Here is a 12,878-nt window from a genome sequence, read left to right on the forward strand (position 1 = left end):
CGCACACCCACCCATGCCGTACGGGCGTCCCTGCCGTACGGACCGCCACATCCCGCCCCGCCTGTGCAACGAGAGCGGAGATCACCGATGGCACCCACCCTCACCCTCAAGCCCGGAACCGCCTGGAGCGACGCCTGGCAGCGCTGTCTGGCCGTCGCCCCCGAGGCGTTCCAGGACGACCGAGTCCTCAACCTCTGGGACGGCACCTGGCACCGCGACGGCCGGGCTCTCCCCGCCACCACCCCCGTGGACGGCACCCCCATCGCGGGCCCGCCACGACTGGACGCCACCACCGCCCACCAGGCCGTACGCGCCTCCCTCGACCAGCACCGCCGCTGGCGCCACATCGCACTCCCCGAGCGCCGGGCGCGGGTGTCCGCCACCCTCGACGCGCTCTGCGAGCACCGCGAGCTGCTCGCCCTGCTCCTGGTCTGGGAGATCGGCAAGCCCTGGCGGCTGGCCCAGGCCGATGTGGACCGGGCCATCGACGGCGTCCGCTGGTACGTCGACGAGATCGACCGCATGGCCGAGGGCCGCACCCCGCTGCCCGGCCCGGTCTCCAACATCGCCAGCTGGAACTACCCGATGAGCGTCCTCGCCCACGCCATGCTCGTCCAGGCGCTGGCCGGCAACGCCGTCATCGCCAAGACACCCACCGACGGCGGACTGTCCTGCCTCACCCTCGCCTGCGCGCTCGCCGCCCGCGAGGGCATCCCGGTCACCCTCCTCAGCGGCAGCGGCGGCGAGCTCTCCGAGGCCCTCGTCCGCTCGCCCGAGATCGGCTGCGTATCCTTCGTCGGCGGCCGCGACACCGGCGCCCGGGTCGCCACCGCTGTCGCCGACCTCGGCAAGCGCCACATCCTCGAGCAGGAGGGCCTCAACGCCTGGGGCATCTGGAACTTCACCGACTGGGACGCCCTCGCCCCGCTGATCCGCAAGACCTTCGACTACGGCAAGCAGCGCTGCACCGCCTATCCGCGCTTCGTCGTCCAGCGCTCGTCCTTCGACGCCTTCCTCTCCGTCTACCTCCCCGCGGTGCGCTCCATCCGCGTCGGCCACCCCCTCGCGGTGGGGAACCCCTCCGACAACCTCCCCGACCTGGACTTCGGCCCCCTGATCAACGCGGCCAAGGCCAAGGAGCTCGCCGACCAGGTGGCCGAGGCCATCGACCGCGGCGCCGTCCCCCTCCACCGCGGCGACCTCGCCGACGGCCACTTCCTCCCCGGCCAGGACCTCTCCGCCTACGCGGCCCCCGTCACCCTCCTCAACCCGCCCTCGACCTCCCCGCTCCACCACGCCGAGCCCTTCGGACCGGTCGACACCCTCGTCCTGGTCGACACCGAGGCCGAACTGCTCGCCGCCATGAACGCCAGCAACGGCGCCCTCGTCGCCACCCTCTCCTGCGACGACCCCGCCACCTACGACCGCCTGGCCCCCCAGATCCGCGCCTTCAAGACCGGCCACGGCAAGCCCCGCTCCCGCGGCGACCGCGACGAGCTCTTCGGCGGCTTCGGCGCCTCCTGGCGCGGCGCCTTCGTCGGCGGCGACCTCCTGATCCGCGCCGTCACCGAGGGCCCGGACCCCGAACGCCTCCCCGGCAACTTCCCCGACTACCACCTGATGCCCGCCTGACCACCCTCCGTGCCCACCCCCGCGTCCCCCCAGGTCGGCGCGGGGGCGGGCGCCCGGCATACGCAGGTGAAACGCACTCCGAAACCTTGGTATCGTGGTCCATGTCGCCGCGGCCGAGCCGCGGAGCGCACCTGGTCCGGGTGGCGGAATGGCAGACGCGCTAGCTTGAGGTGCTAGTGCCCTTTATCGGGCGTGGGGGTTCAAGTCCCCCCTCGGACACCAGCAAACCAGCAAGAACGGCCCCTCATCAGGGGCTTTCTTCATTTCTGGGCAGTGGCGTGACCAACCACGTGACCAACGGCCCAGCGAATCCCCAGGTCAGACCAGGGACGACAGGCCGAGTCGGCCCGCGCCGGAGGCGGCCAGTCGGCGCGCTCCGTCCTTACGAGAGTGGCCGTACCGGGCCATGGTGTAGCCCGGCGAGTGGTGCCGGACGTTGGCGGAGACCTCTACGGGGTTCTCCCCGGCCTCCAGATCGTTCGTGACTTTGCTGTGCCGCCAGTCGTGAATGCGGAAGTCCTCTGGCAGCTTTAAACGGGTACGCAGAGTGCGCCAGCGTGCCGAGACCTTCTCAGGGTCCTGCGGCCCGCCAGCCTCGCCCCGGTACAGCTTGAAGTCGTCACGGGCGAACACAAGGTCATGGTCCACCCACGCGGAGCCGAGCCGTTCACGCTCCGCGTCCTGGCGCTGCTTCTGCCACTTCAGGACGGTCATCACGGACTGATCCACATAGATGACGGCGTTGTCGTCGCCATCCTTGGTCAGCTTCCGCAGACGGTAGGCGTTGCCCTCCTCGACCACGACCCAGCCCAGTTCGATGGCCCCCTCTTCCCAGCGGATGAGGGACCACTTCATGCCCAGGGCCTCACTGCGCCGGACACCCGTGGCCGCGTAGACGGTCCACAGCGGAGCGTCCCGAAGACAGTGGTGGGTCAGACCTCCGTCACAGGCCCGGTTGCCACACGGCTCCCACACCGTTCCCAGGAACCGGCCCGTCTGGTCGTCGTCCAGCGTCGGGTACTGAATCTGGAGAACGAGGAAGCGAGCGCGCCCACAGTCGTCCCGGCCGAGCGGCCAGGCCTCCGGCTGGTTGCTGACGCCCAGGCTGCCCGGCCGGTGAAGCGGCCGACCCCTTCCCGCCGATTCAACAATCCCTTCCGCGATCGCCTCTAACCAACCAAAGAAAGCGCCCCGACCGGAGTCATCCGGCCGGGGCACGCGCATTTCTCAGACCAGTAGCGAGGCAGGCATAACCATTCGCGCACGGTCATTTAGGTCGTGAGCAGCGTGGTTCTTCAGGTGCGGTTTGATTAGCTGAAGCATGCTTTGCATTCGCTGATCAGCCCTCCCTGATTGGACTAGCGGGTAATCGTCAAGTGCGCTGTGCCAAGTAGCGCATGCTGCCTCAACATGCCCGATGGCGATTTGTCGTTCCGCCAGAATGGCGCGTTCCTTGACGCGAGTGCGCCGATAAACGTCATACCTCAATCGGTCTGACTGCTTCATTGCTTCGACTGCACCAGTCACATCACCAAGTTCAAAGCGAACCTGGCTGGTGTGATAATTCAAGGCCGCCGGATCATACGATCCAAATGCTTTCTGCTGAGACTCGGCCTTGTCCATAGCGATTTCGGCTTCCCGAAGGTACATGAGAGCCTTGGCCTTTTCGCCAATCTGTGCAGAAGCGTGTGCCTGTTGGCCAGCAAGAAATGCCCGCATCCTGGGACCGGCCTTGGGGGATGCGGCAGCAGCTGCATCGGCAAGCCGCATCGCGGCCCTGCCATGCCCTAGATCAACTGCCTGAACGCTCATCCCTCGCAGCGTGGTGCAGTAGGTTAGGTGATCCTCTGAGGCTCCAGCCAACTCCAAGGCCTTCAAGTAATACTGCTGAGCCAGTCCGTGCACCCCTTCATCCACGGCCATATAGCCGGTGAGGTAACACAGATCCGAAGCAGCCGACATCATCGCTTTACAGACTTCTTCTGTGGCATCGGCCCGAAGGTACGGAGCCACCGTATTGACAAGGAATGCTGCGGCCATGGGGCGTGCGTGTCGGCCACCGAACTGATCATCAAGCTCTGAGATCCGTTCGGTCATAGCCACAACCGTATGGACATCAGGCATCCCTATGCGCTGCACCTGCCCTGTCTGAATGGCTTCCAAGCGGCCTACAACGTCCGGCCAGTTGGGCACAGTCAACGCGACAGAGAAGAGGCTCACGCCAAGGATGCTGCGGCGCGAGGGGTCCATGTCCTGCCTCCCCAAGTCGATCAACGCCTCAACGGTACCCAGGCGTGCGTTCGACTCGTCGGCAGGCAGGGGAAACCCTGCCTCAGCGTGCGTGATCGGTCGGCCCAGCTTCCGAGCGAACGCCTCCAGGATCAGCGGCCGGGCAGCCTCTTTGGGCATGTGCCCCTGAAGCCACTGATGGGCAGACGGCTCCCGGTACTTCTGTGGCGTTCCGCGTTCGGTGCCGATGCGGTTGACCTCCTGGACGAGTTGCCGCAGCGTCCACCTGGTCTCTCGGAACAGCCGTTCCAGGCCCTCGTTCGGCTCCCGCTCACTCACTCGGCGCTCAACTCCTCAGCTAAAGCAGGCGCTTAAAGCTCTTAAAAACCGCCGCTCTTGCCACGGTACCGCGATGCGTAGCGGAGCGGTTGCCTAGAGCGAGCAGGACCCCCGCGACCGTGCGACCGGTCCGGGGGCGTGGTCAACGCTGTAGAGGAGCGTCAACATGAGAGAGCGTATCGCCCGATCCATGGAACGGTGGCTGTGGAGGTTATTCCCCGCCTCTGGCCGCCATCGGACAGTCGATGCCTCCAAGCCCACACCGGCCCCGGCCTGTGTGGCCGTACCGTTCCCGACCTGTGTGCCTACCTGTCAGGAAGACTCGCCCACGCTTCAGCTCCCGCGCATCCCGGCCGGAGAACGCTTCCCGATCGCATGGGACACCGACCCTGTGCCGTTGTACGTCCTCCGGAGCGAGCAGCAGCGAGCGCTGGGGGCAGTGCGGTGAGTGGGAACACGCCTCCGGCCCAGCCGCAGGAGACGCAGCAGGGTTCCAGCCAGCGCCCGACTCCTGACGATTTGGAGCAGCGCGCGGAGACCTTGAAAAAGGAGATCGACAAGCACCTTGGGCAGGGGAGGCACGTTCGATGAGGTCATGTCCAGTGTGCGCCAGCCTCAAGCAGCAGAAGGCTGACGCCATCGAAGCCCGTGACTATCGGCTTGCCGCTGATCTCGAGCTGAAGATCCGGCACCACCCGGACGGTCACAAGATGCCTCCGTTCGGGCCTCGCTGGGGGTGGATCGCATGACCGAGCCGACGCCGTACAAGGGCCCTCAGCCGGGCCAGGAAGCCTACGACGCTGCCGCAGAGCGCACGGGCATCCTCCAAGCCATTTGTGACGTCGATGAACTCGCCTTCGACCACCGCATGCCGGGCCCGCTCGTTGCGTTCCTCCGCCCCGAGAAGGGTGGACAGGAGTGGGCGACTGACTCCGGGAACGTGAAGTTCCCTGAGGAAGCGAAATCGCACACCCATCACGAAGGCCCCTGACTCCACCCGTCAGGCGTGGCGGCTTCCGTCTGACGATTGGGTAAGACCCCGCCCCGATCATTCGCAACAGGGTCGGGACGGTTAGCAAGTGCCGTGCACTACTCCAACCAGGGAGGGAACACTGCAATGACAGCAGTAGCGAATGACCAGAGGACCGGCCGGTCACTGGTCAGTGAAGAGCTGTTCGGCAGCCTCGCTCACTTCGTGACCACCCACAACGCGCAGACCCCGGAGCGCGCCGAGCGCATCACCGACCAGGCGGTTGCGTTCCTCGCGACCGTAGCCACCGCCACCGTGCCCATGGTCCCGTCGGATGACGTGGACCTCGGCTTACACGCGTTCATCCTGCACACCAAGGAGTACGTGGAGTTCTGCCGCGAGCACGCCGGGCGCTTCCTGCACCACAATCCCGCCCCCGGTGGTGGCGGGCGCACCCTGGAAGCGGTCACAACCAGCGCGCACGCCATGAAGGCAGCGGGCTTCATGGTCTTCGATGACCTGTGGACCGTGAACGGCGAGAATGCCGCGCAGTGCGATTCCGACTGCGGACGGCCGTACGGACAGGCGGAGTAACCTCCCGCTGATGATGTGAGACAGGGCCGACCCCCGGCATAGGCCGAGGGTCGGCCCGCGCTCTTGGAGAGGACCTGAATTCATGGCCGACGCAGCGCCGTACGAGATCCCCACCAGCGTCTTAGAGACGCTGGCGCCCTCAGCGAGGCGGCTCGTACTCAACCGGCGCGGATCAACGGTTTGGGAGGTCGAGACGCAGCAGGGCCGGTATGCCGTCAAGCTCGGCTATCCAATCAAAGCAACAAGCGAATGGGAGGCCCAGGAGTGGACTGCCCTGGCCCCCGGCCGTGAGGGCGCGATCTTGCAGCACCTCAACCGGGACCACGTCAGTTATGGCGACTGGGACCAGGGCACCTGGAACGTCCAGCCGTGGCACCCGGGCGACAGCCTGTACGACCTTTGGCAGCCGCACCGCGCCGAAGGGGCCTCATCAGAGCCCGACCTAGGTGAAGCGCTGTCGTGTGCGGAAGCCGTAGCCGCGTTGCACGCCACAGGGTGGGCGCACGGGGACATCCAGCCCGCGCACCTGATCATCAGCGATGAGGGAACAGCGCTCATTGATCTCGCACTGGCCCAGGGCGGAGACATCCCCGCCGCGTACGACTTCAGCTATCGGGGCTGTCTCGTCCACTACGAGAGCCCCGAGATCTCCCGGAGCGTGCTGGAGACCGGTACGGCCACCCCGACCATGACAGCGGACGTCTACGCCCTTGGTGCCTCGCTCTTCATCAGCGCTGCCGGACAGCGCCACGTCGCGTATCCCGACGACGCCAGCCGCAAGGATCAGCGGCAAGCCATCGTGGACGGACCGCACCGCCCGGTGAACGTGCCCGGAGTGCTCGGCAAGCTCATCGAAGTCATGCTCAGCCCCGATCCGGCCGACCGGCCCACGAGTGCCGAAGTCTGTAAGGAACTGAGCAGCAGGCGCTGAGCCCCCTTGATCGCCCCGCGCATCTGACCTACCCCGGGACGGATGGGCGGGGCTCACTGCTGTTCAGGCTGCGTTGGTCACGTGACCAACGCATGACCAACAGCGGCCAGGAACGGGCAGAAACACCAGGTGAGCATGACCAACCCTCACGGGCCCGAAAGAGGCCAGAAGGGGATGTCTTCGCAGGTCAGCTAACTAATGGGCTGGTGCCCGAGTGGAGAGTTCAAGTCCCCCCTCGGACACGTTCTTACGTACACGGATGATGCGAGTTGTGACTCAACGGTCACGACCCGCTTCTTCATGTTGTAGGTGAGGGTGAGGCCGAAAGCCTGGTAGAGAGGGGCTTTGCGGTCGGCGGGGGCGGTGAGAAGCCGGTCGGTGAGGTCACCGAGGTCTTTGACCATGCCGTGGATCTATTCGTCGGTGAGGACGGTGCGCCGGGCGGCGTTGGCGGCGATGAGCTGTTGCTGTGCGGCGGATTTGTCGGCCTCGGCCTGGCTGATCCATGCGGCGACGGTTGCGGGGTTGGCTCCGGCGTCGAGTGCTGCGTGGTATTGGTTCAGCCGCCGGTCGCAGTCGGCGATGGTGCGGCGGGCGGCCTTGAGGCCGGGCAAGGCGGGGCCGTGGTTGAAGGTGCCCTGCATCTTGCGGTCGCACAGGGAGCAGCGGATGAGTCCGGGCAGGGCGTAGGTGCGTGGTGTGGTGCGGGGCTGCGTTCTGCGGGGTGGTGCTGGCGGCGGTCATGTCTCCCGGCTTGGGCGCGGGTGAAGGTGGTCTTGCTGATCAGGGGTTCGTGGACGGGCTTGGCGGACCAGACGTGGGTTGACCGGTCCCGGGTGAGCGAGGCTGGTGCGCGGGCGACATCGCCAGGGTCGCCCGCGCACCGCGCGCTCAGTCCTTTTCCTGGAACAGCTCCCTGGCTCGGGCCGTGACCAGCGGGCCGGCCTTCACCACGCTGCCCGCGTCGAAGGGCGGCTGCGGGTCGTACTCCACCATCAGCTGCATGGCCTGCGCTGTCACCTGGTCGGTGAGCAGCTCTGCCAAGCGCAGAGCCATGTCGATCCCGGAGGAGACGCCAGCGGCAATGATGGTCCGCTGCTCCAGGTGCTCGACCACTCGGGTGGAGGCCGGAACGGCACCGAGCTCGGTCAGCTTGTCCATGAAGGCCCAGTGCGTGGTCGCTTCGAGACCGGGCAGCAGTCCTGCGGCCGCCAGGAGCAGAGATCCGGTGCAGACCGAGGTGGTGAAGCGGCTGGTGGCGTGGACCGACCGCAGCCAGTCGAGCAGGACCTTGTCCTCCAGCAAGTCGAGAACGCCGATCCCACCGGGCACGATGACCACATCCGGCGCGACGACCTCGTCGAAGGTCTTGTCGACGGTCAGGCCGAGGTAGCCGTTTTCGGTCCGGACCTCTCCACGCTGATGGCCCACGAAGGTCACCGTGGTGTCAGGCAGTCGCTGCAACGTTTCGTAGGGCCCCACTGCGTCCAGGGCGGTGAGGCGAGGGAATAAGACGACGGCGATGTTCATTTGGGGATTCTTTCGTGTTCGGCCGGATCGATGTCGGCAGCTGTCAGGTGACGTACTCGAAGGCCCGGAACTGGCGCGGGGCAACGCTTGTCCCGCGGTCGCAGGGGCTGCGAGCGCGCGAGAGGACAAAGTTGTACGATGCGCTTCGTAGTACGACGGGGACCGTACCACGAATGGGCTAGGTAGAGTTGACGTCATGCGAACGCTGCCTCATCCCGCGACGGAAGCGGTCCGGCTTGACACGGTCCTCGCCGCGCTCGCCGACCCCTTGCGCCGACGCATCGTGCGTCAGCTTTCCGAAGGGGACGAGGCGCAAGCTTGTGGTGCGTTCGACCTGCCGGTCACCAAATCGACGTCGACCCATCACTTCCGGGTGCTCCGCGAGGCGGGCGTCATCACGCAGTACTACCGCGGCAACAAGATCCTCAACCAGATGCGTGCAGACGACTTGGAAGCCCGCTTCCCGGGCCTGTTGCAAGCGATCCTGGCCGCAGAGTAGGTGACGAGTCAGGGATCGGTGCAAGGGTGCCGGCGCAAGGCGGATTCCGCCGCCGGTCCGGATGCGCACCGGCCGGGGTGACGCCTGGACCGGTTCGGGCCGGTACTCGGGCCGTGTGCTGGTGGGTGCGACGACGACGCGTTCGGCCGGCGGACGGGCCGGTTGATGACCGAGCGGTCTTTCCGCGCTCGCGACGCGACCTCTGTGATCGTCGTGTCGGAGGAGCGGGCCAACACGATCGCGTCCCGCGTGCACTCCTCCGAATACCGCCTCGACTACTGACTGCCCACCTGGCACTACTTCCTCTGGAACCTCACGTCCCCGTGGCGGCCTTTCCGTCGAGAACACCCATGCTCAGACCTCCTCGTCCGTAGCGTTCTTGGCCGCATTGATGAGGTGCGTGACAGTGGCGACGTCGAAGTACTCTTCGATTCGCGTGATCTTCCGGTCGTTGACCGCGATGTACATCGCCGCGTCGAGCCCCACCTGTTCCCCGTCGGGCAACTGCCCCCGCAGGACGTGCTGTTGGAAGACACCGGCGCCGACATCGGCCCGCCGGGTAACGTCGAAGCGCATGCCGTGAATGGCTCCACCGAGCAAGCCCAGTACGACGAGATTGTCCTCGAGCCCCTGATCGCCGGCGCCGTCGTTGTGCCAGATCGCGACGTCCGAGGCGTAGATGCCGCGGACGGCGTCGACGTCGCCGCGCTCCACAGCTCGGAAGAAGTTGTCGACGACGGTGATGTTCGTACTGCTTTCAGGCATGAGTGTCTCCAGGAGATGGACCCAGGGATGGGCGAATTGTGTGTCAGCAGGCAATGGCCGGTGCGCGACCAGCGAAGACGGCGGACTCAGTCCCCCATGGCCGCGAGGATGAGATCGAGCACGGATTGGTCGGGGCAGGGTGGGACCGGTGCCTCAGCCAGCGAGCCGAGGATTTCGCAGGCTTCGTCGACGCGATTGGCGTGGATGGGAGGGCTGTGGCCGGTGAGAACGACGCTCGGGTCGAGCCTCTGGAGCGTGGTGACATTGGCGGCGAAGCGGCACGGGTCCGCCATGCTGACCCAAGGCGCCAGGCCGTGGATCCCGAACAGGGTCATCCCGTCGCGCCAGGCCTGCTGGTCGAGTTCGCGGACGTCCTGCGTCAGCGCACTGCCTGGTGTTCCGGGGATGGCGGTGGCGAACGTGTCGGTGGCCCACATCATTCGGCTACGCGTATCGAAGACGGACAATGTGGACGGTGAGTCGAAGATCGGCGGCCGGAGCACGGCCAGTTGCCGGTCGCCGATGTCGACGGTGTCTCCGTCGGCCACCCACCTGCAGCGGTGCAGCGGGAAATCGTAGACACAGCTGAACCGTTCGACCAGTGCCCAGCTGCACAGCAGTGTCGCGTTGGGACAACGCGCCATAACCGTTTCCAGGTTGCCCGTGTGGTCGGCGTCCTCGTGCGAGACGAACACCCAGCGAACGTCCTCCGGCTCCACAATGGAGAAGACGTCGTCGAGCCACTGCCGGCGGTTGCGAGGCGAGCCGGTGTCGATGATGACGGGCTCCTGGCCGGTCAGCACGGCGGAGTTGATGGGAACGCAGAGGGGCTGGCCGAGCGCGAACTGTACGTCCTGGATGAGGTGCACATCCGGTCCGATGCGCTGGAACGGGTGGTGCTCGAACCTGAGTTCTTCGGCAGGCATCGTTGCCTCCTGATCTGCGGAACGATCCCTCAAACCGTCGGCGCGACCTCGGTCATCAGGGTCTCCATCTTCCCGATGAGCTCCTTGACCGAGCGGAAGACCGGCTTCATCTCGATCACGCTGACCCCGGCGTCGCGATACTCCCGGCACCGTGCGGCGATCTCGTCCGGTGTGCCGACCAGGTTGCGGACCGGCAAGTGGTCGCCGAAGGCGTTCTCCAGGGTGCCCCGGCAGGCCGCCCGCGCTGCCGCGGCGGTGTCGTCCATGCGCCAGAACAGGTCGAGTACGCACTCCGGTGGCCGGTGCCCCGATTCGGCGAGCGCGGCCAGGCCGCCGGCGACCTCATCGGGGGTGGCGTGGTTGGGCAGCCACAAGTGGCCGCCCCGGGCCGTACGCCGCAATGCGGCGGGCGAGTTACCGGCGATCAGGATCGGCGGCCCCCCGGCCTGTGCCGGCTTGGGGAATACCTCGATGTCCTTGAAGTGGACCAACTCCCCATCGTAGGAAGCGCGGTCGTCGGTCCAAATGCGCCTGAGCGCCGCGAGTTGCTCGTCGGCGAGCCGGCCACGTTTTGTCACGTCCACGCCGAGCGCGGCCATCTCCACCGTGGCATTGCGGGAGAGCGCTTTGAGGACCTGCGGGTCACGGTCGGTGCCGGACAGCCCGACACCGATTCCCAGGAGCATCCGCCCGCCGGAGAGCTGGTCGAGCGTGGCGATCTGTTTGGCCGCGAGGATGGTCTCGCGCACCGGCAGCAGCATGACGCTGGTCAGCAGCCGGATCGTGGAGGTGATCCCGGCGACGTAGCCGAACGTGGTGAGCGGCTCGAACACGGTTCGACGGTCATTTCGGCCATCGTCGTCCTCGGCACCGCAGCCGAGCCACACGCCATCGAAGACGATGTGGTCCTGCATCGACACGGCCCAGAACCCGAGTTCCTCGGCGGCCTGGGCGACATCGCGGATCGCGGCAGTGTCCCCGACGCGGTTGGACTGTGGTAGTGCCACTGCGAATTTCACGGTCTCGTCCTCCAAGTTGTGGATTGGCAAAGAGAATCGTTCAGTTCTGCGGCAGCCAGGACGGAGTCATGCCGCTCGCACGCAGCACGTGGTCACGGGAGCGCTCCGCGTCGGCCCGGAGCCGGGCGAGGTCGACCCCGACGAGCTTGCCGGCCCGCTTGCGGATCTCGCCGCGGACGATCACCGTGTCGACATTGGCCGTGTCGGCACTGGTCACCACGGTGGCGACGGGGTCGACCAAGGGCATCGTGTTGATGTCATCCGCCCGGATCAAGACGATGTCCGCGTCCTTACCGGGAGCCAGGGTCCCGATGCGATCGGCCAGTCCACAGGCCTGGGCACCGGCACGTGTCGCGAAGCCGAGCACGTCCGCATGGGTGAGTGCCGGCGCGAATGCGACATCGACATCGTCGCCGAACGAGGAGATGCGGCCCTGGGCGAGCGCGGTCCGCATCTGGGTGAACATATCGCCGGGGACCGAGGTGGCGACGTCGATGCTCAGCGAGGGCGTCACCCCTTGCTCCAGCATTCGCGTGATCGGTGGATGGCCGTGCCCCATGAGCATCTCGACGTACGGAGCGACCGAGGCGGAACCACCGGTGCGTTTGATCATCGCGAGCTCGTCGTCGGTACTGGTGTTGGCGTGGACGTAGGTGGTGTCCGGGCCGAGCAACCCCGCGCGGTCGAGCTCGGCGATCGCCTGTCCGTGCACGCCCGTGATCCGCATCCCGACGTGGACGGAGATCCTGGCTTCCAACTCGCGAGCAAGCCGCCAGTCATGCACGCACACCTCGGGGCGGCTCACTCCTGGCCCGCGGACGGCAAGGGCGAAGGTAAGGAGATCGTCCTCCGATGAGAAGTACTGCTCGCGGATACGGCGGGCGTCCGCTGGATGGCCGAGTTCGCTGTAGGCCCACCACTCGCCACCCGCCGGCGTCCCGTGGGCGTACATCGCACGGATACCGGCCGCGCGCAACGCTGTGATGCCGGCGTCCGCGTGCTCGGGCGTGTTGTTGCAATGCGACCAGTCCACGATCGTGGTGATGCCCGCGTTGAGGGCCTCGAGCGCGCCGAGCAGGTTCCCGGTGTAGACGTCCTCGGAGCGGTAGGCGGGGCCGATGGCACCGATCACCTGGGCGAGGTATCCGTCCAGCGTGCACGCCGGCAGTACGCCGCGCAGCACGGTCTCCCACATGTGCCGATGGGTGTCGACGAACCCCGGGACGACGACAGTTCCCGCGGCGTCGAGGGTTTCCGCGTCTGTCACGGGGAGATCCGGACCGATCTGAGCGATCTTCCCGTCCTCGACGAGTACGTCAGCGCGGGGCAGATCGCCCAGTGCCGGGTCGAGGGTCAGGACGAATCCGTTCTTGAGCAGCAGTCTTGACGGCATTGTTCAGCCTCCGTTGTTCGGTGTGCAGAGGGGCAACAGGGTTCCGGCGTC

General features: G+C 66.6%; 13 protein-coding genes and 1 tRNA gene. 6 read left to right on the forward strand and 8 right to left on the reverse strand.

What is annotated here, in order from left to right; genetic code table 11:
- The first annotated feature begins 87 nt into the window (after positions 1 to 87).
- Together JK364_RS29060 and JK364_RS29065 are read left to right on the forward strand one after the other, a co-directional pair.
- Positions 88 to 1,632 carry an aldehyde dehydrogenase family protein gene (locus JK364_RS29060; RefSeq protein WP_201854298.1) on the forward strand — a complete coding sequence of 515 codons (1,545 nt, stop codon included), beginning with the start codon at positions 88 to 90 and terminating at the stop codon, positions 1,630 to 1,632.
- Positions 1,633 to 1,766: 134 nt separating this feature from the next.
- Positions 1,767 to 1,854: transfer RNA gene (locus JK364_RS29065), tRNA-Leu, on the forward strand.
- 96 nt (positions 1,855 to 1,950) lie between these two features.
- On the opposite strand, the gene JK364_RS29070 is transcribed toward JK364_RS29065, so the two are convergent.
- Positions 1,951 to 2,856, reverse strand: a complete 906-nt coding sequence (locus tag JK364_RS29070; RefSeq protein WP_230992668.1) for a tyrosine-type recombinase/integrase — start codon at positions 2,854 to 2,856, stop codon at positions 1,951 to 1,953.
- A gap of 3 nt (positions 2,857 to 2,859) precedes the next feature.
- Positions 2,860 to 4,200 (reverse strand): NsdA family TPR-like regulatory protein, encoded by a 1,341-nt coding sequence (locus tag JK364_RS29075; RefSeq protein ID WP_201854300.1) that lies wholly within the window; start codon positions 4,198 to 4,200, stop codon positions 2,860 to 2,862.
- A gap of 745 nt (positions 4,201 to 4,945) precedes the next feature.
- On the opposite strand from JK364_RS29075, the gene JK364_RS29080 reads away from it, so the two are divergent.
- The 3 genes from JK364_RS29080 to JK364_RS29090 all read left to right on the forward strand — a co-directional run bounded on the left by JK364_RS29080 (position 4,946) and on the right by JK364_RS29090 (position 6,695).
- On the forward strand, positions 4,946 to 5,191 hold the full coding sequence (locus JK364_RS29080; RefSeq protein ID WP_201854301.1) for a hypothetical protein: 246 nt from the start codon (positions 4,946 to 4,948) through the stop codon (positions 5,189 to 5,191).
- A gap of 126 nt (positions 5,192 to 5,317) precedes the next feature.
- Positions 5,318 to 5,764 carry a glycine-rich domain-containing protein gene (locus JK364_RS29085; protein ID WP_201854302.1) on the forward strand — a complete coding sequence of 149 codons (447 nt, stop codon included), beginning with the start codon at positions 5,318 to 5,320 and terminating at the stop codon, positions 5,762 to 5,764.
- Between the two features lie 82 nt (positions 5,765 to 5,846).
- On the forward strand, positions 5,847 to 6,695 hold the full coding sequence (locus tag JK364_RS29090) for a protein kinase domain-containing protein (RefSeq protein ID WP_201854303.1): 849 nt from the start codon (positions 5,847 to 5,849) through the stop codon (positions 6,693 to 6,695).
- 413 nt (positions 6,696 to 7,108) lie between these two features.
- Here JK364_RS29090 and JK364_RS29095 read toward each other — a convergent pair whose 3' ends face one another.
- Both JK364_RS29095 and JK364_RS29100 read right to left on the reverse strand, forming a co-directional pair.
- Complete coding sequence (locus JK364_RS29095; protein WP_201854304.1) at positions 7,109 to 7,339, reverse strand: hypothetical protein; 231 nt, start codon at positions 7,337 to 7,339, stop codon at positions 7,109 to 7,111.
- A gap of 247 nt (positions 7,340 to 7,586) precedes the next feature.
- Entirely contained in the window at positions 7,587 to 8,225 is a 639-nt protein-coding gene (locus JK364_RS29100) for a DJ-1/PfpI family protein (protein ID WP_201854305.1), read from the reverse strand.
- 196 nt (positions 8,226 to 8,421) lie between these two features.
- Between JK364_RS29100 and JK364_RS29105 the strand changes: the two genes are divergently transcribed.
- The gene (locus JK364_RS29105) at positions 8,422 to 8,724 is read left to right on the forward strand and encodes an ArsR/SmtB family transcription factor (RefSeq protein ID WP_201854306.1); all 303 of its coding nucleotides are present in this window, start codon (positions 8,422 to 8,424) and stop codon (positions 8,722 to 8,724) included.
- 354 nt (positions 8,725 to 9,078) lie between these two features.
- Here the strand turns inward: JK364_RS29105 and JK364_RS29110 are convergent, their stop codons facing one another.
- The 4 genes from JK364_RS29110 to JK364_RS29125 form a co-directional block, all read right to left on the reverse strand.
- Positions 9,079 to 9,489 carry a nuclear transport factor 2 family protein gene (locus tag JK364_RS29110; RefSeq protein ID WP_201854307.1) on the reverse strand — a complete coding sequence of 137 codons (411 nt, stop codon included), beginning with the start codon at positions 9,487 to 9,489 and terminating at the stop codon, positions 9,079 to 9,081.
- A gap of 86 nt (positions 9,490 to 9,575) precedes the next feature.
- Positions 9,576 to 10,415, reverse strand: a complete 840-nt coding sequence (locus JK364_RS29115) for an oxygen-binding di-iron domain-containing protein (protein ID WP_201854308.1) — start codon at positions 10,413 to 10,415, stop codon at positions 9,576 to 9,578.
- 29 nt (positions 10,416 to 10,444) lie between these two features.
- A complete protein-coding gene (locus JK364_RS29120) occupies positions 10,445 to 11,434 on the reverse strand; it encodes a TIGR03619 family F420-dependent LLM class oxidoreductase (protein WP_201854309.1) in 990 nt (329 codons plus the stop codon).
- Positions 11,435 to 11,474: 40 nt separating this feature from the next.
- Positions 11,475 to 12,827 carry an amidohydrolase family protein gene (locus JK364_RS29125; protein WP_201854310.1) on the reverse strand — a complete coding sequence of 451 codons (1,353 nt, stop codon included), beginning with the start codon at positions 12,825 to 12,827 and terminating at the stop codon, positions 11,475 to 11,477.
- Between the last annotated feature and the right edge of the window lie 51 nt (positions 12,828 to 12,878).

It is taken from the genome of Streptomyces endocoffeicus (genome assembly GCF_016741935.1).
In the GTDB taxonomy this organism is placed as follows: Bacteria; Actinomycetota; Actinomycetes; order Streptomycetales; family Streptomycetaceae; genus Streptomyces; species Streptomyces endocoffeicus.